The organism is Flavobacterium sp. PLA-DH12 (assembly GCF_059511845.1).
On sequence record NZ_JCAMPD010000006.1, the window covers coordinates 207,193 to 233,504 of the forward strand.

Annotated in this window: 20 protein-coding genes; 6 read left to right on the forward strand and 14 right to left on the reverse strand. The window is 33.9% G+C overall.

Going from position 1 to position 26,312, the window contains the following annotated elements; translation table 11 throughout:
* Positions 1–68: 68 nt before the first annotated feature.
* Positions 69–1,043, reverse strand: coding sequence for a Gfo/Idh/MocA family protein (locus tag AC5ZCW_RS13865; protein WP_496120480.1), 975 nt, complete (start codon positions 1,041–1,043; stop codon positions 69–71).
* A 316-nt stretch (positions 1,044–1,359) separates the two neighbouring features.
* Here AC5ZCW_RS13865 and AC5ZCW_RS13870 point away from each other — a divergent pair, with 316 nt between their 5' ends.
* Positions 1,360–2,676, forward strand: coding sequence for an ammonium transporter (locus AC5ZCW_RS13870; protein WP_496120482.1), 1,317 nt, complete (start codon positions 1,360–1,362; stop codon positions 2,674–2,676).
* Between the two features lie 151 nt (positions 2,677–2,827).
* Here the strand turns inward: AC5ZCW_RS13870 and AC5ZCW_RS13875 are convergent, their stop codons facing one another.
* From AC5ZCW_RS13875 to AC5ZCW_RS13885, 3 genes are all read right to left on the reverse strand, one after another.
* Complete coding sequence (locus tag AC5ZCW_RS13875) at positions 2,828–4,909, reverse strand: protein-disulfide reductase DsbD family protein (RefSeq protein WP_496120483.1); 2,082 nt, start codon at positions 4,907–4,909, stop codon at positions 2,828–2,830.
* Positions 4,909–6,219 (reverse strand): tRNA lysidine(34) synthetase TilS, encoded by a 1,311-nt coding sequence (tilS, locus tag AC5ZCW_RS13880; protein ID WP_496120485.1) that lies wholly within the window; start codon positions 6,217–6,219, stop codon positions 4,909–4,911. The genes AC5ZCW_RS13875 and tilS overlap by 1 nt, the downstream gene beginning before the upstream one ends.
* A gap of 216 nt (positions 6,220–6,435) precedes the next feature.
* Entirely contained in the window at positions 6,436–7,722 is a 1,287-nt protein-coding gene (locus AC5ZCW_RS13885; RefSeq protein ID WP_496120487.1) for an anthranilate synthase component I family protein, read from the reverse strand.
* A 298-nt stretch (positions 7,723–8,020) separates the two neighbouring features.
* Between AC5ZCW_RS13885 and AC5ZCW_RS13890 the strand changes: the two genes are divergently transcribed.
* Positions 8,021–8,395, forward strand: coding sequence for a DoxX family membrane protein (locus AC5ZCW_RS13890; RefSeq protein ID WP_281631675.1), 375 nt, complete (start codon positions 8,021–8,023; stop codon positions 8,393–8,395).
* Between the two features lie 60 nt (positions 8,396–8,455).
* Here AC5ZCW_RS13890 and AC5ZCW_RS13895 read toward each other — a convergent pair whose 3' ends face one another.
* The 3 genes from AC5ZCW_RS13895 to AC5ZCW_RS13905 form a co-directional block, all read right to left on the reverse strand.
* Positions 8,456–8,998 carry a lipocalin family protein gene (locus tag AC5ZCW_RS13895; RefSeq protein WP_496120489.1) on the reverse strand — a complete coding sequence of 181 codons (543 nt, stop codon included), beginning with the start codon at positions 8,996–8,998 and terminating at the stop codon, positions 8,456–8,458.
* A gap of 160 nt (positions 8,999–9,158) precedes the next feature.
* Positions 9,159–10,562, reverse strand: a complete 1,404-nt coding sequence (gene lpdA, locus AC5ZCW_RS13900) for a dihydrolipoyl dehydrogenase (protein WP_125721619.1) — start codon at positions 10,560–10,562, stop codon at positions 9,159–9,161.
* Positions 10,563–11,284: 722 nt separating this feature from the next.
* The gene (locus AC5ZCW_RS13905) at positions 11,285–11,743 is read right to left on the reverse strand and encodes an Lrp/AsnC family transcriptional regulator (protein ID WP_012024199.1); all 459 of its coding nucleotides are present in this window, start codon (positions 11,741–11,743) and stop codon (positions 11,285–11,287) included.
* Positions 11,744–12,142: 399 nt separating this feature from the next.
* Between AC5ZCW_RS13905 and AC5ZCW_RS13910 the strand changes: the two genes are divergently transcribed.
* Complete coding sequence (locus AC5ZCW_RS13910; protein WP_496120491.1) at positions 12,143–13,393, forward strand: aminotransferase class I/II-fold pyridoxal phosphate-dependent enzyme; 1,251 nt, start codon at positions 12,143–12,145, stop codon at positions 13,391–13,393.
* Between the two features lie 231 nt (positions 13,394–13,624).
* Here the strand turns inward: AC5ZCW_RS13910 and AC5ZCW_RS13915 are convergent, their stop codons facing one another.
* From AC5ZCW_RS13915 to AC5ZCW_RS13930, 4 genes are all read right to left on the reverse strand, one after another.
* Entirely contained in the window at positions 13,625–14,719 is a 1,095-nt protein-coding gene (locus AC5ZCW_RS13915) for a DUF695 domain-containing protein (protein WP_496120493.1), read from the reverse strand.
* Between the two features lie 146 nt (positions 14,720–14,865).
* Positions 14,866–16,800, reverse strand: a complete 1,935-nt coding sequence (locus tag AC5ZCW_RS13920) for an amino acid permease (RefSeq protein ID WP_496120495.1) — start codon at positions 16,798–16,800, stop codon at positions 14,866–14,868.
* Positions 16,801–17,079: 279 nt separating this feature from the next.
* The gene (locus AC5ZCW_RS13925) at positions 17,080–19,986 is read right to left on the reverse strand and encodes an FAD-binding and (Fe-S)-binding domain-containing protein (protein ID WP_496120496.1); all 2,907 of its coding nucleotides are present in this window, start codon (positions 19,984–19,986) and stop codon (positions 17,080–17,082) included.
* A 235-nt stretch (positions 19,987–20,221) separates the two neighbouring features.
* Entirely contained in the window at positions 20,222–20,665 is a 444-nt protein-coding gene (locus AC5ZCW_RS13930) for a DUF6896 domain-containing protein (RefSeq protein WP_496120497.1), read from the reverse strand.
* Between the two features lie 70 nt (positions 20,666–20,735).
* On the opposite strand from AC5ZCW_RS13930, the gene AC5ZCW_RS13935 reads away from it, so the two are divergent.
* Positions 20,736–21,632: a hypothetical protein gene (locus AC5ZCW_RS13935; protein WP_496120499.1), complete on the forward strand. Its 897-nt coding sequence runs from the start codon at positions 20,736–20,738 to the stop codon at positions 21,630–21,632.
* A 184-nt stretch (positions 21,633–21,816) separates the two neighbouring features.
* On the forward strand, positions 21,817–22,050 hold the full coding sequence (locus AC5ZCW_RS13940; protein ID WP_496120500.1) for a hypothetical protein: 234 nt from the start codon (positions 21,817–21,819) through the stop codon (positions 22,048–22,050).
* A 65-nt stretch (positions 22,051–22,115) separates the two neighbouring features.
* On the opposite strand, the gene AC5ZCW_RS13945 is transcribed toward AC5ZCW_RS13940, so the two are convergent.
* From AC5ZCW_RS13945 to AC5ZCW_RS13955, 3 genes are read right to left on the reverse strand one after another with little or no spacing between them, the layout of a single operon-like run.
* Entirely contained in the window at positions 22,116–23,309 is a 1,194-nt protein-coding gene (locus tag AC5ZCW_RS13945; protein WP_496120502.1) for a WG repeat-containing protein, read from the reverse strand.
* Between the two features lie 43 nt (positions 23,310–23,352).
* The gene (locus tag AC5ZCW_RS13950; protein WP_496120504.1) at positions 23,353–24,309 is read right to left on the reverse strand and encodes a DUF3137 domain-containing protein; all 957 of its coding nucleotides are present in this window, start codon (positions 24,307–24,309) and stop codon (positions 23,353–23,355) included.
* Complete coding sequence (locus tag AC5ZCW_RS13955) at positions 24,309–24,866, reverse strand: LemA family protein (RefSeq protein ID WP_343542536.1); 558 nt, start codon at positions 24,864–24,866, stop codon at positions 24,309–24,311. Before AC5ZCW_RS13955 ends, AC5ZCW_RS13950 begins: the two co-directional genes overlap by 1 nt.
* Before the next feature lie 206 nt (positions 24,867–25,072).
* Here AC5ZCW_RS13955 and AC5ZCW_RS13960 point away from each other — a divergent pair, with 206 nt between their 5' ends.
* On the forward strand, positions 25,073–26,281 hold the full coding sequence (locus AC5ZCW_RS13960) for an anhydro-N-acetylmuramic acid kinase (RefSeq protein WP_496120506.1): 1,209 nt from the start codon (positions 25,073–25,075) through the stop codon (positions 26,279–26,281).
* Positions 26,282–26,312 lie beyond the last annotated feature (31 nt).

A 26,312-nucleotide genomic window follows, 5' to 3' on the forward strand; every position in this document is an offset into this window, starting at 1 on the left:
ATTAATTGTTTTTAAAACTAACGAAAAAATAATTAATTGTAAATATTTTATTACAAAATAATTTAATTCTAAAAAGTCAACTGAATTTGATTTTTAATAGCCTCCACAATTACACTCAAATCCAAACAATTCTGATGCGACCAAAGTTTACTTTCAATCTCGTTGTTTAGAATACAATTTTGACATTCGATAATTTCATGTGAATATCCTTTTCCTAAAGTTGGTAAAGTAAAAGTGGCTTCTTTTTCTTCATTTATAAATAAAGAATAACCATTAGCAACAAACCACGGAGCATTTAATTCTATTCGCCCTTTTGTTCCCGCAATAACGGCTTTCATATCAGATTCTGAAATTATGGAAGCGTGCAAAACCGATTGAGCTGTTTCGTATTGCAAAATCATAGAAGTCTGCAGATCTATATCGTTTTTATGTTTGATTGCTTTTGCCATAATCTCTTTTGGCTTTCCTAATACTATATAAGAGAGAAACAAGGGATAAACACCAATATCAAACAATGCTCCACCTCCTAATTCTTTATCAAAAAGTCTTTTGTTTTCTGTTTCACTTCCATGAAAGGCAAAATCGGCTTTTATATAATTTATGTCTCCTATTATTCCGTTATTAATTTTTTGTAAAACATCTTGAACAGAAGGAATAAATCTAGTCCAGAATGCTTCCATAAAAAATCTATTATGTTTTTTAGAAGCTTCTATTATTCTCTGAGCATCTTTATAAGACAGAGACATAGGTTTTTCACAAAGAACATGCTTGCCATTTTCTAATGCTTTTATAGATAGTTCAACATGTGAATTATGAGGAGTTGCAATGTAAACAATCTCAACTTCTGAATCTTCAAAAAGCAAATCATAAGAATTGTACATTCTTAAAGCATTAAATTTTCCACCAAATTCCTCAGCTTTAGCAAAATCTCTTGAAGCAACTGCCGTTAACTCAGCATTTTCAATCAATAACAAATCTGATGCGAACTGATTTGCCATATTTCCGAGCCCTACTATTCCCCACTTAATACTTCTATTTTCCATTCTTATATTATAATCATCAAAATTGTTAAAAAGATTAAAAAATATCCTTCACAACCTGTATGAGGCATTTTTTAAACAACAAATATCTATTATCCTACAAAAAATAGCAATCAATTACCCTAAAAATTATCAAAAATGGTGGGAAGTGAAAAAAAAATGTTGCTGAATTGTAAATTTTAAGTTTGTTTTAAGAAATTCACGCAAAATCATAGGGGTTAAATTTTAAATTTAACAAAAATTAAACATCAAACCCTATTTTTTTAGGGGGTATTAAATCATTTTATACTTTTATAAAAAATTTTAAAACTAAATAACTATGCGAAAAATTATTTTAAGTGTGATTCTTATCACGATTTTGGTACTAAGCTTTATTTCAAACTTTATCATTGCAGACAACCCAATTCCTGCAGAAGCAGTAAAGTTTGATACAGGAGATACTGCCTGGATGATCGTTGCAACAGCTTTTGTATTGTTAATGACACCTGGATTAGGATTTTTCTATGGAGGTATGGTCGGTAAGAAGAACGTAATTAGTACTATGCTTCAAAGTTTTATGGCAATGGTAATTGTTACAATACTATGGACTGTTATAGCTTTTGGATTGGCTTTTGGCCCAACAATAGGAGGAATTATCGGAAATCCATCTGAGAATTTATTCTTTGCAGGAGTTGGAACCAATACCGCATGGAGCCTTGCACCAACAATTCCATTTATTTTATTCGCATTGTTTCAGGCAAAATTTGCCATCATTACTCCTGCATTAATTACAGGTGCTTTTGCAGAACGTATTCGTTTCTGGGCTTATTTGTTATTCATGGTTTTATTCATACTATTAATATACGCTCCGCTTGCTCACATGACATGGCATCCTGATGGATATTTCTTCAAAATGGGAGTTCTTGACTTCGCTGGAGGAACTGTAGTGCATATGAGCGCTGGATGGGCTGCTTTGGCTGGAGCAATCTTCTTAGGAAAAAGAAAAGTTCAAAAAGTAAATCCTGCTAGAATTACTTACGTTTTATTAGGAACTGGTTTACTTTGGTTCGGATGGTTTGGTTTCAACGCTGGATCTGCTTTAGGAGCAAATGGTCTTGCTGCTCAAGCTTTAGGGACAACTACTGTTGCCGCTGCCGCTGCTGCAATGGCTTGGGTTTTCCTTGACAAAATCTTAGGACACAAATTATCTGCACTTGGAGCTTGTATTGGAGCTGTTGTAGGTCTTGTTGCTATTACTCCTGCTGCTGGTTTCGTAAGTATTCCTCACGCAATCTTCATTGGTTTATTCTCTGCAATTGTAAGTAACATTGTAGTGAGCAAATTTCCTAAAGGAAAAATCGATGATGCGCTTGATGTATTTGCTTGTCACGGTGTTGGCGGTATGGTAGGTATGCTTTTAACTGGTGTTTTTGCATCAAAAGCAATCAACCCAGCTGTTGGAGACAATCAAGGTTTAATCTTCGGAACTCCAACTTTATTCATCAACCAATTGACTGCTTTAGTTGCAGTTTCAATCTTTGCTTTTATAGGTTCTTATGTATTATTCTTTATCGTAAATAAAATTACTCCTCTAAGAGTTACTGAAGAAAAAGAAGAGCTTGGATTAGACATCTCTCAACACGGAGAGTTTTTGTAATAAATTAATTTTCACTTTCGCTTGATAAATAAAAAAGCACTCTAAATTTGACTTAGAGTGCTTTTTGCTTTGAATTAAATCCCCTTTTATATTTTAGATTGTAGATTTTTGATTTTTGAGACCCAATTTCTTTCTTCTTTCTTCTCTTCTCTTACTTGAAATTCGAAATCCCTTCTTTTAGCCATTGCAGATATTCTTCTGTACTTACATAACTAATTGTTGGTTTTGTTTTATTTAAATTATTTCCTTCTAAATCTGTAATCACATACAAAGGCTGTGTATTGGTTTTATATTTAGAGATCATAAAATCTGTCCATTTATCGCCAACAGTTATAATTTTATCTCCTGATGCAGTTGTAAATTGTTCTTCTTTTGGCAATTCACGTTTATCATCAACGTAAAGCGAAATTAAAACCACATCATTTTTAAGGATTGGCAAAACTGAAGGATCTGACCAAACGTTGTTTTCCATTTTTCTGCAATTTACACAAGCATAACCCGTAAAATCGAGCATAATTGGCTTTTTGCTTTCTTTTGCGTAAGCTAAACCATCTTCGTAATCGTGGAAAACCATAATTCCGTGCGGACCTAATTCAGCTCCTTCTGGAAGTCCTTTAATAGATTCTGAAGAAACTACTCCGTTTCCTGAACCTCCTACTCCAAATGGACTTTCGCTGTATTGCGGAGGCGGCGGGAATGCACTAATTAATTTTAAAGGCGCTCCCCAAAGCCCAGGAATTAAATACATGGTAAACACAAATGTCAATAATCCTAAATACAATCTTCCAACAGAAATATGATTTGTCGGACTATCGTGAGGCAATGTAATTTTTCCGAATAAATATAATGTCATCGCTCCGAAAATAGCAATCCAGATTGCAATAAACACTTCTCTTTCTAAGAAATGCAATTGTAAAACTAAGTCGGCGTTTGATAAGAATTTGAATGCTAAAGCTAGTTCTAAAAACCCTAAAACTACTTTTACAGTATTTAGCCATCCTCCAGATTTTGGCAAAGAATTTAACCATCCTGGGAACATTGCAAATAACATAAATGGAAGCGCTAATGCTAAAGAAAATCCTAACATTCCAACAATTGGAGCAATTCCTCCATTTGAAGCCGCTTCAACCAATAAAGTTCCAACAATTGGCCCTGTACAAGAGAATGATACAATTGCTAAAGCTAAAGCCATGAACAATATTCCGATTAAACCTCCTTTATCTGCCTGTTGATCGGCTTTATTCGCCCATGAATTTGGAAGCATAATTTCGAAAGCTCCCAAAAATGAAGTTGCAAAAATGACCAAAATCACAAAGAAAATCAGATTAAACCAAACATCTGTTGACAAGGCATTTAGAGCATCTGCACCGAATATTTTAGTAACAATAAGACCTAAAATCACATAAATTGCAATAATCGAAAATCCGTAAATAATCGCATTTCTAATTCCTTTTGCACGGCTTTTACTTTGCTTAGTAAAGAAACTTACTGTCATCGGAATCATCGGGAAAACGCAAGGCGTTAACAATGCCGCAAAACCTGATAAAAAGGCAATAAAAAATATTGACCATAAACTTCTTGAAGGCGCTGATACAGGAATTTCTTCTTTTGCAGTTTCAGCTGTTTTCTCTACTTTTGGCTGTACAGCTTCTTCTTTTTTAACGGTATCAACCGCCAAACCAACAACTTTTGTTTCGTCTAATTTTGCCTCTGCTACAACTGGAACTTCATCCATTTTAAAAGTTGAAGGAACTGCAATTGAGAATTTTTTATTTGAATTGATACAAACTTCTTTACAAACCTGAAAATCAAACTCTACATCTACCGTTTTTAAATTTGGGTTTATGATTTTTATTTCTTGTTCGATATGCGCTTTGCCTTCAAAAAAAGTTTCGTCTACACCAAAAACATCGTTAAAAGCTGTTCTTGTTTTGCCTTCTTTTGCTTTTCCAACTAACTCGTAATTTCCTTTTTGGTTTTTAAACGAAATTTCCAACGCAAGTGGCCCGCCATCTGGCGTAAACTGAGAATACATGTGCCAGTCTTTTTCGATAGTTCCATCAAAAATCAAAATAACTTTATCTCCTTTTTTCTCCATTTTAGAAGTCCATTTTACTGGTTCTAAAATTTGCGCGTTACTTGCTAATGCAAAAAAGAAAAAGAGTAAAAAAACATTGATTTTATTCCAGATACTTTTCGAAGTTATCGACTGATGGGCTTGAGTAAAGTTCATTATTGTAATTCTATTTTAAGTATTTTATTTGTGGCTTTTTCTATTTTAAAACGTTCGTCCTGTCTCATTCCGACTACCCAGACAATTTGATTGTCAGAACATAAAATCCATGTTTTTTCCTTTTCGATCAAGGATAGCTTTTCATCTTTAAAAAGTTTGCTTACTTTTTTTGACTTTCCACGCATTCCAAAAGGCTGAAAAACATCTCCCTCTTTCCATTTACGTAATATCAAAGGATAGTGGATTTTATCGGAATCGACAAATATAACTTTATTTGAACCGAATGTTGTGTGACCTACGTTACAAAGACTCATTTTTAAGGGAAAATTAACTTCTGTATCGTTTTCACTAATTTCATATTCGTCTTTTTCTGATGTTTCAGAAAGCGGACTCAAAATCAATATTTCTCTATTTTTCAACAACCTAAACTCTTCTGAAAACACCTGTTTCCCAGATTGGCTTTCAACCAAATCATAAATATCATTCCATGCCGAAAAACCAAATTCTTTCAGCCATTGATACAAATATGATTTGTAATTAGGAAGTTTTTTTAGCTGATTTAAATCGAAATGAATATCATCGCCTTCTTCTTTTGCTACTTGCTGATAAACAATGATCGATGCATCTTCGACCATTTCTTTTGATTCTTGAAGAAAGGATTGTGTTTTCTGAAAAGCATCCAAAAAATTCGGATTGATTTCTTTTAAAACAGGAACTAAATTATGGCGAATTTTATTTCTGAGATATTTCGTCGATGCATTACTGCTGTCTTCTCTCCATTCAATATTGTTTTCTTCTGCATATTTCAAGATTTCTTCTCTTGAAAAAGGTAATAACGGACGAATAATTTTATCATTTTGTTCCGGAATTCCAATTAAACCTTCTAAACCAGTTCCGCGGGTTAAATTGATGATAAAAGTTTCCAGATTATCATCGGCGTGATGCGCAGTTAAAATATAATCGAAGTTTTCTTCTTCCAATAATTCATAAAACCAACTGTAACGCAGTTCTCTTGCCGCAACTTGCGTTGATAGCTTATAATCTTTAGCAAAAGCTTCTGTATCAAAATGAGTGGTGAAAATTGGAATATTATTTTGATCGCAATACTTCTGAATAAATTCCTGATCTCCGAAACTTTCTAGTCCGCGAAGCTGGAAATTGCAATGCAAAACCGCAATTTCATATGGCAATTGATTCATTAAATGCAACAAAACCATACTGTCTAATCCGCCACTTACAGCCAGAAAAAGTTTTTTTTCGGCTAAAAAGGGAAATCTTGAAACGATATGATTTTGAAATTTTAAAAACATCTGATAAAAGTAAAAAATTAAATTCGATCTATTTTTAAACGAAATGTTAAGCGAATATTTTTTTGCCACGAATTACACGAATTTGCACAAATTTTTCTTTACTAAATTCTATAAAATAGCCACAGATTAAAATGATTAAAAAATCTGTGCAAATCTTTTTAATCTGTGGCAAAAAAATAATTTGTGCAAATTCGTGTAATTCGTGGCAGAAAAAAATTACTGCAAAACTTCGTGCATTGCCTTTGCCTTTAGCAAACATTCTTCGTATTCTTTTTCTGGAATTGAAAGTGATGTTATAGCGCTTCCAACCGAAAAAGAAACATATTTATTTTCCTGATTATATAAAATACTTCTGATTACGACATTAAAATCAAAATTCCCTTCAGGCGTAAAATAACCAACCGCGCCGCTATATAATCCTCTTTTCGTTTCTTCTATTTTTTCAACAATTTCCATTACGGAAATCTTTGGAGCTCCGGTCATGCTTCCCATTGGGAATGTTGTTTTCAAAACATCTACAACTGAAAATTTTGAATCTAATTTTGAAGTTATAGTAGAAATCATCTGATGCACTTGTAAAAACGAATAAATTCCGCAAAGTTCTTCAACCTCAACCGAACCTTTTTGTGACGTATGCGACAAATCATTTCGGACTAAATCAGTTATCATAATATTTTCAGCTCGTTCTTTGGCATCAGAAGCTAAAATATTTTTTGATTTTTCATCCTCAATCGGATCTGCAAAACGTTTAGAAGTTCCTTTAATTGGCTGCGAAATAATCTTATCTCCAACTTTTTTCAGATAACGTTCTGGTGAAGCAGAAAGCAAATATTGTTTGTAATTTTTAAAGAAAACCGAAAAAGGTGCCTGTGAAATTTCATTCAGCTTCAGAAACTTTTCTAACGGATTTACAACGGCATCTTCAGCATAAAACTCCATACAGAAATTTGCTTCGTACATATCCCCAATATGAATATGATGAAGCATTTTATTTACTTTTTCAACATACAATTCTTTCGAAATACGTTGCTGTATGATTATCGTTTCGTGACTTTCGACTTTCGACTTTTGACTTTTGAATATATCATTAAAATCCTCTTCAAGCTCATCATCGCAAAGCAGTAAATACTGAATTTCGAGTTCATTTCCCTTTAGAATAAAAACCTTCTTAGGCTGAAAGAAAAACAAGTCAGGAAAGCCCAAACCATCAAAATTATTCGATTGAAGATCTTCAATATCATTCTTTAAATCATAAGAAAGATATCCAAAAAGCCAATCTTTTGTGTTTTGCTGATATTGCTTTAAATCTTCAAAAGCATTGTAATAATCTGTTTTTAAAGACGTAAAAGCATCTACTGCCAATATGCAGTCAAAGCTAGAATACTGCTGCGGATAAGAATTACTGTCTAAAAAAACGACTTCGCGAAATTGCTGCGCCCAACTTAAAAGCTGTTCTTTAAACAGTTTCGGATTGGCAATATTTTTACGGATGGAAACTCTCAAAAATGGTAATTTTAAAGGTCAAAATTACGACAAAATTCTTTCATTAGCAGAAAACAAAAAAATAATCCAACGTTTTGAATTACATTACAAAACTGTTAAAAACAGATACTTTTTATAAGAAAAAATTCGTTATATTTGATATACATTTAGATTAATCCTAAAAGAGCATTAATTTGATTGTAAAATTCTTAAAAAAGAACCTCAAAAAAAATAATTTGAGATTCTCCTTTAAGCTTTAGATTGCATCTTTTCCAATAACTTAATTATATTTTTTAACCCTTAAAAAATCCTAAGTATTATGAAAATTGCCACAATTATTGTCCGCGTTTTAATCGGTCTTTTGCTGCTTTTCGCCTCTATCAGTTATTTTTTCCATCTTATGCCTGAGCCAGAAACGACAGGAGACTTTAAAGCCTTTAATGTTGGTTTAATGGCTTCTACGTATTTAATGCCTTTAGCAAAATCTATCGAATTGCTTTGTGGAATTGCATTTGTAACTGGACGTTATGTAACTTTAGCAAACATCTTGATCTTACCGATTACGGTAAATATTTTGTTTATCAATTATTTCCTTGCGCCAGATGGCCTGCCTATTGCGGCTCTCCTTTTTCTAGGAAATTTATTCTTGATCTACAGATACTGGGATAATTACAAGAGTGTTTTTACTGCCTAAACATTTTTTAACTCAAAATAAAAAGTCCGTCAGTGTTACATCTGACGGACTTTTTATTTTTTAATTTGTCTTATCATGTTTTACCCAAACTAAATCGGTTACTTTATACCCAATTTCTTGAGCCTTGATAAGAAAATCTGCTTTTATACTTTCGGGAATTGTTTTTTCTCTAGAAAGTATCCACATGTATTTTAAACTTTCTCCAGCTACAAGTGCGTATTTGTAATCAGGATCGATTGCTACGACATTGTAACCAGAATAAAAAGGACCAAAAAATGAGACTTTCAGCATACCAATATTGTCCTTTTTGACAAATCTAGCTTTCCCGACACTTTGTTCCCATTTGTCTTTTTTGACATTATAGCCCTTATTATCGACTTTTATAGTTTTATCTTCGTTCAAAGAATACTCGGCAGTTACATTGTTCAAATCCCTTTCCCATTTGTAATCTAATCTGGCAATTTCGTACCATTTTCCGAGATATTTTGCGCTGTCAAAGTTTGTTAAAGCTTTTGCTTTATTTGGAATTCCTCCTCCGCACGAGTACAACGCGATTCCGATTCCTGCTCCAATCAAAACTGGAACTACATATTTAGTTTTCATAATACTATCTTTTTAATTATCATAAAGATAGCACCTGAACTACACATCTAATTTACAAAATTATTTTTGATTATTATATTATATGACGCTTAAATATATTGCATAAAAAAACCGTCTCGTTTTTTAACGAGACGGTTTTAAATATGATTCAACGTAAAAATTATACGTGTAAAGCTCTATTTTCAGTTGCTGCCAAAGCTGCTTCTTTTACCGCTTCCGCGAAAGTTGGGTGCGCGTGGCTCATTCTAGAAATATCTTCAGCAGAAGCTTTGAATTCCATTGCAGTAACCGCTTCAGCAATTAAATCTGCTGTACGCGCTCCAATCATGTGAACTCCTAAAACCTCATCTGTTTTTTCGTCAGCTAAGATTTTTACGAATCCATCTAAGTCTGCACTTGCTCTTGCACGTCCTAACGCTTTAAATGGAAAACTTCCAGATTTGTATTTTACTCCTGCCGCTTTCAATTGCTCTTCAGTTTGACCAACTGCTGCAACTTCTGGCCAAGTATAAACTACACCAGGAATTAAGTTATAATCAATATGTGGTTTTTGACCTGCTAAGATTTCAGCAACCATTACTCCTTCTTCCTCTGCTTTATGCGCTAACATTGCTCCACGAACAACGTCACCAATTGCATAGATATTTGGAACACTAGTTTGTAAATGATCGTTTACTTCAACTTGTCCTCTATCTGAAATTTTAACTCCAGCTTTGTCAGCATTTAATCCGTCTGTATAAGGACGACGACCAACAGAAACTAATGAATAATCTCCTTCAAGTGTGATTGTTTCTCCTTTTGCATTTTCAGCTTGGACTACAACAGCATCACCGTTTCTTTCTACTGATTTTACTTTATGAGAAACGTAGAATTTCATTCCTTGTTTTTTCAACACTTTAGTCAATTCTTTAGAAAGAGCTCCGTCCATTCCTGGAATAATTCTGTCCATGAACTCAACTACAGAAACCTGAGCTCCTAAACGAAGGTAAACTTGCCCAAGCTCGATTCCGATAACTCCACCACCAATAATTACTAAGTGTTTTGGAACTTCTTTTAAAGCCAAAGCTTCAGTAGAAGTAATGATTCTTTCTTTATCAATTTTGATGAATGGTAAAGAAGATGGTTTTGATCCTGTAGCAATTACAGTATATTTTGCTTCGATAGTTTCAGACGTTCCGTCAGCTTTTGCAACAGCAATGTGCGTTGCATCTACGAAAGAACCTAAACCATTGAAAACAGTAATTTTATTTTTATCCATTAGGTAGTTGATTCCACCTACTGTTTGATCTACAACAGCTTGTTTGCGTGCGATCATTTTCTCTAAATTAATTTTTACATCTCCTGAAACTTCAATTCCGTGATCTGCAAAATGAGCAATTTCAGCATAATGATGAGAAGAAGATAATAATGCTTTTGAAGGAATACAACCTACATTAAGGCAAGTTCCACCTAATGAATTATATTTTTCTACAATTGCCGTTTTGAAACCTAATTGTGCGCAACGAATTGCTGATACATATCCTCCAGGACCTGAACCTATAATGACTACGTCAAATGAACTCATAGTAATTTGTTTTTATTTTAGCGGTTACAAAATTAAGCAATAAAGTTCTGTTTGAGGTTTAATTTTCAATGTTTTTTGTGTGAAATATTAGCCTGTTTTAATCTTGAAGCTGGTAAGATTGTATAATTTGTTTTTATCTCGCAAAGACGCAGAATCACAAAGTTTTTATTGATTTTAATATGAAATGTTTTTTCATGAGTAATTTTGTCATCCTGAGGAACGAAGGATCACACATGAAACTCTACAAAGATTGGCAATTCAGTTTATGGAATTTCTAGTGTGATCCTTCGTTCCTCAGGATGACAAACAAGACGTTAGACGCACTGCAGCGCGTCTCTACGAAAAAACTTAGAATCTCAGAATCTTAGCATCTTAGTAGCTTAGAAAGAAATCACCGTAGAGTTCTTCACTTCGCTAATCATAAACATGCTTTGTGTACTTCCGATATGCTGCAAAGAAGCTAAGTTTTGTTTTTAATCTCGCAAAGACGCAGAGACGCAAAGTTTTTACTCGAATGAATAGCGTCCAGCTTTAGCTGGATAGCAAATAATGCCAAAACTAAAAGGCTTTAGCCAAACTAACACAAATTTGGCTAAAGCCTCCTTTTAATCCTATCTAAAACCTCCAGCTAAAGCTGGAGGCAATTCAATTAAAACTTTGCGCTTTCGTGTCTTTACGAGATTAAAAAACTTAGAACCTCAGCATCTCAGAACCTTAGTGCCTTAGAAAGAAATCACCGTAGAATTCTTCACTTCGCTAATCATAAACATGCTTTGTGTACTTCCGATATGCTGCAATGAAGTTAGTTTTGTGACTAAAAACTCTCTATACGCCTCCATATCTTTTACTAAAACCTTCAGAATATAATCGTAGTCGCCACTTACGTGATGGCACTCCAAAACTTCATTGAGTTTGATGACTTCGCTTTCGAATTTGGTTAGGAATTCTTTCGTATGCTGAATCAATTTTAAATGACAGAAAACCACAAAACCTTTTTCGATTTTGGATTTATCGACTAAGGCAACATAGTTTTTTATTATGCCTTCGCGTTCTAATTTCTTGATTCTTTCGTATACCGCTGTAACAGAAAGATCAAGTTTTAATGATAATTCTTTGGTTGTTTTTTTACTATCGGTTTGAAGCAAAACCAAGAGTTTTTTATCTGTAGCATCTAAAGTCATTTTTAGTTGATGGTTTTTGGTTGATGATTGATAGCTTATCACAAAAGAAAGAAAATCTATCCCACTGTGTTTTTTAAATCAAATTTAGATTTAAAATCATAAAAAATACATTTTTACAGTTTTAAAATCTAATTATTCAATTTATGATTGATTAATTTTCTTATTAGACCTTATTTTGGATGGGATTTCTTTTGAAAATGAGTGCCCTAGCCCTGATAGAAGTGGAAATCCTTTTGTGCCAGGGTTCGGCACAAAAGATTGAAACGAATAGCAGGAAATAGCTCCTAATAATTTTGTTTCAGGTTTCAAGTTTCAGGTTGTTGGAACTTAAAACCTGAAACTTGACCCGAGGCTGAAAGCCGAATGGGCGAAGCAAACAAAACAAAAAAACTAACTAATATGAAAAACTTTAACCCAGCAGATAAAATTCAGGATTTGCAATATTTTGGCGAATTTGGTGGCGTGAATCCGTCGATTTCTGATTCTTCGACTTATACTTTTCTTTCGGCTAAAACCATGTTTGATACTTTTGAAGGTAATATGGAAGGCTGTTATTTGTATTCTCGCCATTCTTCACCGAGTAATTTATATTTAGATCAGGCTTTAGCGGCGATGGAAGGAACAGAAACCGCAAACGTTTCTGCATCTGGAATGGGCGCAATCACTCCTACTCTATTGCAATTGTGCGGGGCAGGCGATCATATTGTTTCGAGCCGAACTATTTATGGCGGAACATATGCTTTCCTGAAAAACTTTACACCAAGATTCGGAATTGAAACAAGCTTTGTTGACATTACGAAATTGGACGTTGTTGAAGCTGCAATTACTTCTAAAACTAAAGTTTTGTATTGCGAAACGGTTAGCAATCCTCTTTTGGAAGTTGCAAATATTGCAGGCTTGGCAGAAATTGCCAAAAAGCATAATTTGAAATTGGTTGTAGATAATACATTTTCACCCTTATCTGTTTCTCCTGCAAAATTGGGTGCTGATATCGTAATTCATAGCTTGACAAAATACATTAACGGAAGCAGTGATACAGTTGGCGGGGTGACTTGTGCATCAAAAGAATTTATTAATTCACTGAAAAATGTGAATTCTGGCGCAAGTATGCTTTTAGGTCCAACGATGGATAGTTTGCGTTCGGCAAGTGTGATGAAAAATTTGAGAACACTTCATATCCGTATTAAACAGCACAGTCATAATGCGCATTATTTGGCTGATCAGTTCGAAAAAGATGGTTTAAAAACGGTTTATCCGGGTTTAAAAAGCCATCCAAGTCACGAATTATATAAAACGATGATTAATCCAGAATACGGTTTTGGAGGAATGCTAACGATTGATGTTGGAACTTTAGAAAAAGCCAATGAATTGATGGAATTAATGCAGGAAAGAAATCTTGGTTATCTGGCTGTAAGTTTAGGTTTTTATAAAACGTTATTCAGCGCTCCGGGAACCTCAACTTCGAGCGAAATTCCGTTAGAAGAACAGAAAGAGATGGGATTGACAGATGGTTTGATTCGTTTTTCTATTGGTTTGGATAATGATATTGACCGTACTTATGAAATGATGAGAGCTTGTATGGTTGAGCTTGGGATTTTGAATTCGAATTCCGCAGAGATTCACAAAGAAGTTTTCACAGAGATTCGCTAAGCTTTTCTCTCGCAGATTTGGCTGATTATGCAGATTTTATTCTAGAAATCTATAAAAATAATCTGCAAAATCTGCGCGAGAAAATCAGTCAAAATAAAGGCAAACATTCCTCTATAAATAAATTTGCACATTTTTTATTAGATTGTTTGAATCCGCTGGAGATCTTTTCTCTTAGCGGATTTTTTTTAAAATAAAAGCCGTCCTGAACAACATCAGAACGGCTTTTGTCATTTATCTTGGCTCAAAATGCCTAAATGTCTGCCAGTATTTGTCTTTATAAATTTCGTAGCTAATTTCAAAAAACCCATTGTATTCTTTTATTAAGTCATCGGCTACTTTGGTTGGTTTTCTGAAATCTTTGCAAGCAAAAAAGATTTCTCTTTTGTTGTCAGCCGTTTCTCTCCCGATGTTCAAATATCCATCAGAATCTGGCAAAATTTGTATTATTTCTTCTTCAATACTATCTAATAATTTATACGTTTTTTCATCTGGAAGTCCGCCATTACCGCAGTCATCAAACGGAATTGTCACAATAAAAATCCATGGATGTGATGCTTTTTTATCCCACTGAATTAATGTGGTATTAATTAATGCTAAAACTATTGACCCATCTTGTTTTTTACCTTCAAAATTAGCATAGCTGTCATTTTCTGTATTATGCCTCGTTCCTTCGTATTTTTCAACGAATTCCTTTTCTCTCCAAATTAGGTAATCTCTTAATTTTTCGATCGAAATTAATTCTTTCGAAATGTCATTTGTCCCCACCACTTTCATATTGTCTATTAAAGTAACTGAATGCAATTCGCCTAAATAGTTATCCAGAAAAATATAAACTCCATTAGTGACTTGCTGTTTTTTATCCTCTGTGAAATGATCGTAAACAATCGTCAAATCAATTTCGTCAGGGTAGTTTTTATGTATGTTGGGATAAAATTTTAAATTGTCTTTATTAAAATCGAAATTTTCGTAAGTAATACTAACATCCTTAATATCTGACGCTGGTTTAAGGGCTGTAAATTTCCAACCTTTAATTTCAGGCGCTGCATTTACTAATTCTTCTATCGCATAAATATTTCTAATTGCTCCATCCGGAGTTAGAATTAATTCAGCTGTTTGATCATTAAACATTCCTGTCAGGAAATAAATCCCTTCATGAACTTCATCTAGTTTTGGAGCTAGTTTATCAAAAAAATCTTTATGTATATTATCTCCTATTTGAACTGTTTTAAAAAAATCTTTTTCATGTTTTAAAAACCAATTCCAGAAGTCTGCATTAGATTGTATTAAAGCTTCTTTTTTGCCCAATATTTTATCGAGAAAACCCATGTATTACTAATTAAATTTAAAATTTTACTGAAAACAAACTTAAGGAAAAGTGTTTTTAAAACATAAGAATATTTCTATAAAATATCAATAATGCAAAAAGCCGTTCTGAAGTACTCAGAACGGCTTTTCTATAAAAAATTTACTTTTTAAACTATATTTTCAGTATTCAATTTACTGTTTTTTCGGCTATAGCCAAAATAAATCAGCAATCCGATTATTAACCAAACTGTAAAATAAATCCAATTCCAAACGCTTAATTCGGCCATCATATACAAACAGCAGATTAATCCTAAAAGCGGAATTAAAGACAGATTTTTTCTGAAAGCCCAAACAGCTAATCCAACCAAAACAAATAAGAATATCCACATTGGAATTTTGTGTTTGAATAAGCCAAATCCTGACTCATACTTTGCAGAATCTGCAATTGGCAATCCTTTTACAACCTCAGCATATTTTACTTCGTCGTCTTGATATTGTCCTAATAAATGTTCTAAATCTGAAGTTTCAGCTGTTTTATTGTTTACTTCAATACTCTCTAAATATTTGAAAACTTGCTCTGATTCTGATTTATCTAAAGAAGTTACAATTGATGTTGCATCGTAAATCTGCGGATCGTTATTGATAAATGCCATTGTAGCTTTATTGTTGAAAGCAAAAGCATAATATAACCCCACAATCATTAATATTGGAAGAATAAATTTTGAATTGATATAAGGTGTTTTGAATTTTCCTCTTGGAATTTCAGGTTTGTTTTGTAAAACTAAAACGCCTGCACAAACCAACACAAAGGCAAACAAAGTCCCGATACTACATAAATCGGTCACCATTGTCAGGTTTAAGAATAACGCCGGAATTGCTACTACAAATCCTGTAACGATAGTTGCAAAAGATGGAGTTTTGAATTTTGGGTGAACGGTAGAAAATTTCTTTGGCAATAAACCATCACGGCTCATACTCATCCAGATACGAGGCTGTCCCATTTGGAAAACCAATAAAACGCTTGCCATCGCCACTACTGCACTAACCGCGATAATTCCTGACATCCATTTTAAGTTTAATTTATCGAAAACAAATGCAAGAGGATCTCCAACATTTAATTCGTGATATTTTACCATTCCTGTCAAAACCAAAGCGATAGCTATATAAAGAATCGTACAAATAATAATCGCCCACATCATTCCGCGTGGTAAATCTCTTTGAGGATTTTTACATTCTTCAGCAGTTGTCGAAATCGCATCAAAACCAATATAAGCAAAGAAAACGGCAGAAACTCCTTTTAAAACTCCGCTAACACCATTTGGAGCAAACGGATCCCAGTTTGCTGTATCTACATAAAAAATCCCGACAGCAATTACTAAAAGAACCACACAAAGTTTTACTACAACCATTAAATTACTGGCATTACGAGATTCTTTCATTCCTCTATAAACCAAAGCTGTAATCAGAATAATAATGAATAATGCTGGTATATCGGTTACGAAATGAAAAGATCCGATTGTTGGTGCAGTTGTCCAGGCTGTATGCGCTTGCTGTAAAGCAACACTTAAATTTTCGAATGATTTACCCCCTCGCATTAAGGCCTCGGCATCATTAAATCCATTTGAAGCAGTTAGGTAATCCATCTGAATCCATTGCGGCAAATGAATGCCACCACTTTGTAGAAGTCCCGTGAAATAATCACTCCACGATATGGCGACGGTTATATTTCCAACGGCATATTCCATGATTAAAGCCCAACCAATTATCCAGGCAATTAACTCGCCAAAAGCGACATACGAATAGGTGTAAGCACTTCCTGAAACTGGAACCATCGAAGCAAATTCTGCATAAGCAAAAGCAGCAAAACTACACGCCAAAGCAGTAAATAAGAATAAGAAAATTACAGCTGGTCCTCCGTCTGCACTGGCTTTTCCAATAGTACTGAAAATTCCCGCTCCAACAATAGCCGCTATTCCAAAAGCCGTTAAATCCCTAGTTGTCAAGTGTTTTCCTAAGGCATTATGACCGTCTGTTTCGTTCTGTGCAACCTGCTTCAGAATATCCTGTACTGTTTTCTTTCGGAATAAACTTGAAAATGCCATATAATGTTTTGCTGTTATAAATTAATTTAATTCAGTTCTTTTTGTTTTATTTTGCAAATAATGCAAAAATTATCTTGATTTCAAATATATAAAACGATTTTGTTTTCGATGAAGTTTTTTTTTGCCACGAAGACACCAAGCCACAAAGTTTTTTTTTTGCCACATATTAAAAATTTAAAATTAAATCTGCTCAATCTGCCAAATCTGCGAGAACAAAAAAACTTTGCGTTCTTAGCGTAAATCTTAGCTCCCGACAGCTATCGGGATTGCGGTTAAACTTTACTTCAAGCAATTTCTCAAAATACTAACCGGATGCTGTGCTTCACGTTTTGTCCCGTCGTAAATTTGATGGCGACAGCTCGTTCCTGCAGCGGCAATTTTTACGTTTTCGGCAGTGTTGCGCACTTTTGGAAAAAGCGTGTCCTCTCCCATTTGCATACTTACTTGATAATGTTCTTTTTCATAACCAAAAGAACCAGCCATTCCGCAACAACCCGAATTGTAAATCGTAACTGTATTATTTTTAGGAAGATTCAGCATCGCAAAAGTCGCTTCAACAGAACTTAATGACTTTTGATGACAATGCCCGTGAATTTTAATTTCTTTCGCTTCTTCTGAGAATGAATCTGGAGTTATTTTTCCGTCGATGATTTCTTTTTTGAAAAATTCTTCTATTGTAAATGCGTTTTGCGAAATAAGTTCCGCACTTTCTTTATCCGATGTCAATCGTAAATATTCATCCCTAAAACTCAAAATCGCCGAAGGTTCAATTCCAATTAATGGCGTATTGCTCGAAATCAAATCTTTGAAAATATTGATATTGATATCCGTGATCTTTTTCGCTTCTTCCAGAAATCCTTTAGATAAATAAGTTCTTCCGCTTTCTTCGTGATTTACGATTAAAACTTCGTAACCTAATTTCGTCAATAATTCAAAAGCATCAATTCCGATATTTACGTCGTAATAATTCGTGAATTCATCTACAAACAAATACAATTTTCCATTTGGGAAATCTCCGTTTTTAGGTTTGTTATTTTCATACCATTTTCTAAACGTCTTTTTCGCCAAAAACGGCACTTGCCTTTCAGGCGCAATTCCCATTGTTTTCTTCACCAAAGACTGATTCGAAATAAAATTCGTAATCGACGGAAACAAACTTCCCATTTTATTCAATTTGGCGTTATTCGCAAAAATCTTGTTCCTAGTCGAAAATCCGTTTGCTTTTTGGTATTGGTATAAAAATTCTGCTTTTAAAGTCGCTACGTCAACATTACTCGGGCATTCGCTTGCACAAGCTTTACAACTTACGCACAACTCAAAAACTTCGTATAATTCTTTTTGGTCAAATTTGTTTTCTTTTTCAGAATACGTCAAATATTCGCGTAAAGCATTTGCTCTCGCACGAGTGGTTTCTTTCTCATTTCTAGTCGCACGATAACTCGGACACATTGCTCCTCCTGCTGATGGCATTTTTCGGCAATCTCCCGAACCGTTGCATTTTTCGGCAGCACGCAAAATTCCTAAACTATCAGAGAAATCCTGAAACGTTTTAATATCTGGTTCTATCCTTCCTGAAACTACACGATGATTTTCATCCATTTTCAAAGCATTGACAATCTTCCCGATATTTAAAACCGAATTCGGGTCAAATGCTAATTTGATTCTTTTCAGCAATTCGTAATTCTTGTCGCCAATCATAAACGGAATAAACTCACCGCGCACGATTCCGTCGCCATGTTCACCGCTTAACGAACCTCTGTATTTTTTCACCAAATGAGCTACTTCGGTCGCAATGGTTCTAAATAATTTTAGATCTTCAGTTTTCTTCAAATTCAAAACCGGACGCAAATGCAATTCTCCTGCACCGGCATGCGCATAATAAATCGCTTCTTGTCCGTGGCGCAACATCATTGCCGAAAACTCTGCAATGTATGCTGGCAAATCGCTTAATTCTACCGCTGTATCTTCAATAGAATCGGCTGCTTTATCGTCTCCTACAATACTTCCTAAAAGACCTAATCCTGCTTTTCTAAGCTCGTTGGCTTTGTCAATATCAGCTCCAAATAATTTAACGCTAGCATATCCAAAATTGTGTTTCTCTAAATCGGCAATTAAGGCGTTTGCTTGATTTTCGGCATCTTCTAAAGTGTGCGATGCCACTTCAAACAACATAATCGCTTTGGGTTCTCCAACCAAAAAGAATCTGTTTTTAATGTGTTCGCGATTGGTTTTTGTACAATCCAAAATCGTGTCATCGATCATTTCGCAAGTATACAAATGATGTTTCATTGCCACGACAACCGATTCTAACGATTCCTGAATCGTATGATAATGTGCCACTACCATAATACTGTGAGGCGGTGGAAGATCGTCTACTTTTAAAGTGATTTCGGTTGTAAAGGCCAAAGTTCCTTCGCTTCCGCAAAGCAGTTTTCCAAGATTTATAGTTGGTTCTGTTCCGCCAAATAATTCTGATTTTAACAGAATATCAACCGCGTAACCCGTATTTCGTCTGTGAATTTCAGGTTTCGGAAACTCTTTTATAATTTCTTCCTGATTCTCTTTTACCGAAAGTTCGTCGTAAACGCTTTTGTAGATTTTATTTTCTAAAGAATCACCTTTTGTTTTCTCGATAAATTCGGCCGAAGTCAATTCGCCAAAAGCTACTTCAGTTCCATCGCTCAAAATCGCTTTTACCTCAGCAATTTTATCACGCGTAACGCCATACCGAATCGAAGTTGTTCCAGAGGAGTTATTCCCCACCATTCCGCCAATCATCGCTCTGTTTGAAGTTGATGTAATTGGAGCGAAAAATACTCCGTATGGTTTTAAATACAAATTCAGCTCATCGCGAATAACACCTGGCTGAACGGTAACCGTTTTTTTCTCGGCATCGTAACCTAATATTTTGGTAAAATGTTTCGAAACATCCACCACAAGTCCTTCGCCAACGGCTTGTCCTGCCAGTGAAGTTCCTGCGGTTCTCGGTGTAATCGAAATATTGTGTTTTCCCGCAAAGCGAATTAATTTGCTAATATCTGCCGTAGATTTAGGCAAAGCCACTGCATTTGGCCGAATCCGGTACACTGATGCGTCTGTCGAATAAAGTGTTTTATGAAGATCATCGTATAAAAGTATGCCTTCGAGTTCGCCGGCTAATTGCTCTAAATCCTTAAGTATTGACATTTTTGCTTTTCTTTTGAAGTACAAAAATAGTTATTTTTTTAGGTTCAAAGGTTTAGAGTTACAAAGTGGCAGAGGTTTTCTTTGATGCTGTTTTTAGGTTGGAATTTTAAATCAGGAGCTATTTCCTGCTGTCCGCTATATTCCCGATAAACAAAAACAAAGCTTTTACCCGTAGTTTTTGTTTATCGGGAGATGCCGCTCCCATCGGGGCAGGCACTTGGTTTCATAAGAAGGTTTATTGAAGAAAAAACGATTCCTGAACAACTCTATAACATTTAAACACACATCCAAAAGCTTTTCCTTCAATTCTCTCAAAAGTTAACCATTCTAAAATTCCTTTATTTATAAGCTGGTAAAGTTCATACTCGATATAATTTTCACTATAATTTAATTTTTGATATTCTGGATGTGTTTTAATAAACTCTGTAATTTCCCATTGAGTAAATTCGATGATATCCTTTTCAAAAATTGAAATATCGTAAGCATAAGTAACTCCATCTTTTTTTGCAGTGCATCCACTTCCGTGAAAATAATATTCAATCCCCTCAATTGAACCTACTCTTTCAAAGAAAGTAATTGAAAATGAACATGGATTTATGTCTTTTTGGTATTTATCTTTTAATAAAGCTTCGAAGCTTCTGATAAATGTAATGTAGTCTGTTAAGATTTTTTCGATCATAATTAAAACAAATATCCAAAACTTTATATATTTAGCCTGATATTCTTTTTAAAATAATTCCAAAAACACAATGGCAACAGACGGCGTAAAAATAATCGATGGTGATTTAGCTCGAGATACTTACGAATTAATAATGGATTTATATGACAGCGATGCAACTATAGAAACCATTAAAAAAGAAATTCCTTTTATCATAGAAGATTACGGCGACGATACCGATTTCTATCACGAAATTTTTGTAACATCTTATGCACTTGCTTTTTGGGAAATTGGTGAATTAACCGAAGAAATTCTTGAAGAAGTAAAACGTGTTATTGAAATAAAAGCTGGGGTAAAAATATGGACTGAGGAATGCGATGCCAATGAAGGTAAAAAAAGACAAAAAGAGCTTGATAAACTTTTAAAGAAAATAAGTCAGCCAAATTTGAAAGTTAGAAAAAGAAAAAAATACAGGATTATTAAAAATCTATATTTTCAGCCAAATGATTTGCTAACTTTCCAACTTTCAGACAATAATTATTATGCCGTAATTTGCGCCAAAGTTACACAACAAAGAGGACAATGTTCATATGATTTGGCTATCACAACATATAAAGGCGTAAACAAGCCAACTGTTGAAGATTTAAAATCTTGTTTCATTTCTGGCAGAAAAATTCCTTCAACTTATGATTGGAAAACCATTTTAGAGCAACAGCCAAATGTAGATGAAATTTGGGAATATGCTAATCAAGATAATTTTTTATTTGGACTTTGCTATCATTTAGTAACTCATAGAGATATTATATCTTTTAAAGATAAATTTGAAGTTATTGGTACACTTAAAATTAAAGAAAGTTTCAAAAAAGATGGAAGCTATGGTTATGAATCTTCTTTTGATAGATTTGAAAGCATATTTTCTGATCTTGATAATCATATGAAAATATTTCGTGAAGAAAAATATCCTGTATCTTTACTTTGTGAATTTTAAAACATAATCCTTTTCTTACTTTAAAATATTTTTTTGATATCTTTACAATCCTAAACACAAAGAAATATGATATCAAAAAAACTTTTGCCCGTGCGGTATGGTGGCGGTATTGGAAACAACTGCAACGCACTTTGTGGCGTAGGACACCTTAGCTGTGCGGGTTCTTTTCCTAAACACAAAGATTATGAGTACAAACACAATTTCAAAACAGACTGAAATCAAGCTTTTGAATTTCTTCAACGAAAGAATCGATCCTGTTGAAATGGCTAAAACTTTAAGGCAGGTAAATTTTACACTCGCTTTATGCGTTTTGAGCGAACATGAAACATTTCAAAGCGAAATCATCAAATTAAGAGACAGTTTTTACTGGCTCAATGAATTGGCTGAAACTCTAAATCCTTATTTGGAGTTGGCGTAGAATTTAAAATGAAACCCCTCGATTTTAAAAAATCGAGGGGTTTATTTATTGTAATAATTGTTTTTTTATTTTTTAATCCTATAATTATCCAATCCTAACTTACTTAATTTTCTACAATTTTTTACACACTCCAGCTTTTCATTAAAATAAATGCTTTGTTCGTCTTTTGTGAATCTATATTCCAGCGAAGGGTAAATGGTAATAAAATCATCCGATAGAATTGCTTCATCAAAAATAAATGGCAGTATAATTTTTCCATCTCTATCAATAGCTCCATATTTATCTTTCTGTTTTACAACAAAAAAATCAGCCGTGGTCATTAGGGCTTCTTCATATTTAAAATCAATTACCACATTGTTAGATTTATTAATATATCCCCATTTACCTTTTTTCTTGGCTGGTATATAATCCTTTAAACCTAACTGAATTGAATCATACTTAAAAGGGATAATCACTTTACCAACACTATCTAAAAGCCCTACTTTACCTTCTTTTTCTGCAACAATCTGATTCAAATATAAATCCGAAAGCGATTCATAATTATTTGGAATTACTACTTTACCACTTCTGTCAATCATTCCGATTTTCTTATTTAGCTTATATTTCGCTCGATTATTATAGAATGAAGAGACAGCATCATATACAAAAGGTGCAATTATATTTCCTTCATTATCAATTAATCCCCATTTTCCATTTTTTGAAGCTACAGCTGATCCTGTTTCGTCAAAAGCATACAAGTTGTTAAGTTCAATAGGATAAATAATTTTGAGTTGCTCGTTAATAAGTCCTATTTTTTCATTTAGACAAATTCTTGATAGTCCTTTATAAAACCAGAGATCTTGATCATATTGTATTGGAAGCAAAATCTGATCTGTTTTGTCAATCAAACCATATTTATTATTTTTTTTAACGGAAGCATAATTTTTATCTTGAAATCTAAAAAGCCCTTCATATTTTGCAGGAATAACCATTTTGCCAGCAGAATCTACTGCACCCCAGAGATCATTTTTTTTAACCGCTATTGGAAATTGCATATCAAAAACGTCAACGTCTTGATATTCTACTGGTATTACTAAGTTGCCTTTTTTATCCTTTAAACCAACTTTGCCATTTATTACAACTTTTTCAAATGACAGCCCAGAATAATCTAAAGATACAGTAGGACCTAAATCCGAAACATTTTCCTGAGCATAAACAGCATTATTAAAAAGCGCATTTATAAAAACTCCCAATAACATTGTAAATATTGTATTCTTCATAGTATAGTAAAAAAATCAAACTGTGATTGCTAATTTATAAAACCTACTCTTTCCCCCAAATCCTGGTATTCAAATCCAATTCATGTACAATATCATGCATAAACTGAACAATCGAAAGATCATCGGTTAGTAAATCGGGAGCTAAAAGTGAGGAATGAATTGGCGCTTCAAAGTAATTGTGAGACAAAGGAAAAGCGATATACATTTTAGAATTAATAAACGATATTGAAATTGTATCCTCCGATTTTTGATTTAAATCCAAAATCCTTTCCATCATAGCGGGTGTTAAAATGTACCGTGCTTCGATTTGATTTTTGGAATAGGTTACAAATATTTCGTCAAAGACTTTATTTTCTAATTGAACTAACTCGGAATTGCCAAAACTGAAAACGTTTTTCGAAAACCATGAACCAATAGCATCTGTAATACCTTTTGGACGCACAATAGTCGAAACATTAAAGTTTTTATTGAAATCAGCTACAAAAACAATTCCTTTAAAGATGGTGTGCCAAGTTGTTTTTGTCCCATTTTTATCACGAGTTTCTGTTTTATATTCAGCATGAGCTTCGGCAAACCAAAAAGAAGTTTTATCTGCTGTTCCACTTATTAAATCTTGCGTTTTATAGCGATCTGGTTTGGTTGTAAAAAGCTCCGAGCTTATAAATTCGTATTCTGGAAGCCCACTTTTTGGCGTTATAGCCAGCGTATCGTCGATGTCTTTTAACGCCGCTCCAACAATACTCATTTTATAAGCCTCTTTGTATTTTTTGACATCGTCATCTATTCTAAAATACATTACGATTCCAACAATTAAAGGAACTAGCCCTAATATTACTGCAAAAACTCCTAATCCTATAAATATACTTACAGCTATAATTATTGCGGCAAGACCAAATAAGATATAGCTTGTTTTATAGGTCTCTGCTATTTTTTTTCGATCAACTTCTAAAGTATTCAGAATGTCCTGCAAGTTTGCTTTCGATTTTATTTCTGAATCCATTAATTGTTAAATAGTTCTTTTGCACTAATATTTTTACGTTCTTCTTCTGGTGTTTCTAAAACATCAATTTTAGTATAACTCAACATTCCTGCAAACATATTGCCTGGAAACATCATAATCGCATTATTATAATCGGTCACTACTGCATTGTAAGTTCTTCTTGCTGCAGCGATTTGCTCTTCACTTTCTGTCCAAGTTGTTTGCAGATTTAAAAAATTCGTATTTGCTTTTAGATCTGGATAATTTTCAACCGTTACCATTAAGCCTTTTACAGCAGAACTTAATTCGGTATCCAAACTTGCTTTCTCTTTGTCTGTTAAAGTTCCTGAAGTAGCTTTTGAACGGAGCTCCACGATTTTAGTCAAAGTGCTTTGTTCATAATTCGTGTATTGTTTTACGACTTCAACTAGATTCGGAATCAAATCGAAACGTTTTTTCAACATTACATCAATTGCAGAAAAAGCATTCGCAACCTGATTTCTTTTTCCGATAAGTGAATTGTAGATTACTATTCCGATGATAAAAAGGAAAACAAAAATTCCTATAATAACTAACATATATATTTTTTTTAAATTGGTTATCAGCAAATATATAGAAAAGACGGGAAGTATGAATTATTTTTTTTAGGATTTTTACCACAAATTATTATTCTACAATAGTGGCATTCAAAAAATAAAAATTGTCTAAAATCTATAGTTTTATATCTGAAATAATCTCATTTTAGCATTTCCAAATTAATTGCGTTTTTTTAAGATTAGTTGAAATGAATAAAAACATAAAAGCTCTCTACGAAATTGCCCAAAAAGAGACTCGAAAAATAGTAGGTTTAATGTCAGGAACTTCACTTGACGGACTTGATCTGGCTCTTTGCGAAGTTTCGGGCGAAGGCGGAAATACTGTTGTCAAAATCGAACACTTTGAAACCATTGATTACAACGAAGACATTAAAACCGAAATCAGAAAAGTGTTTGCTAAAAAGACAATTGATTTTCAGCATTTGGTTTTATTGAACGAATGGATTGCAAACCTTCATGCTGGAATGATCAACGATTGTCTTTCCAAATGGAATGTTCCCGCAAGCGAAGTCGATTTAATTGCCTCACACGGACAAACGGTTCTGCATGCGCCAAAGTTTTTGCATCAGCAGGAAAAATTTCCAAATGCGACTTTGCAAATTGGCGATGGCGATCATATTGCAGTAAAAACCGGAATTATAACGTTATCAGATTTCAGACAAAAACATGTGGCTGCAGGTGGCGAAGGCGCGCCTTTGGCAGTTTATGGCGATTATTTGTTATTCAGTAAAAAAGGCGAAAACCGAATTATGCTGAACATGGGCGGAATTGCAAATTTCACTTATTTACCAGCTTCACAAAACGCCGAAGAGGTCTTTGTAACCGATACTGGAACTGCAAATACTTTAATCGATATTTTTACCAAACAGTTTTTTCCTGAAAAAAGCTTCGATAAAGACGCAGAGATTGCTAAAAAAGGAACTGTAAATCAGGAACTTTTAAGCGAATTAAAAAGTGATGCTTTCTTCCAGAAAAGCTTTCCAAAAACTATCGGTCAGGAATTGTTTAATCACGATTTTGTAAACTCGGCTCTGGTAAAATTAAGTTTACAAAACATTTCGGCATCAGATTTGCTGGCAACTTTAACACGCTTGAGCGCAGAAACGATTGCCGAAGCGGTTTTGTTTGTTGTAGAAAATACTAAAACACCAATCGAAGAGTTTACAGTTTATATGTCTGGCGGTGGTGCAAGAAATCCGTTATTAGTGAGCTGGTTACAGGATTTATTGCCTTGTAGATTTGAAAAAAGCGACGTTCTCGGAATTTCAGGCGATGCAAAAGAAGCGGTCTTATTTGCCGTTTTGGCCAATGAAACTGTTGCAGGTGGCAATTATAATTTTGGTTCGCAAAAAGGAATTCCGTCAGTAACAATGGGGAAAATTTCTTTCCCTGATTAAAGATAGCCACGAATTCACGAATTTATTTAAA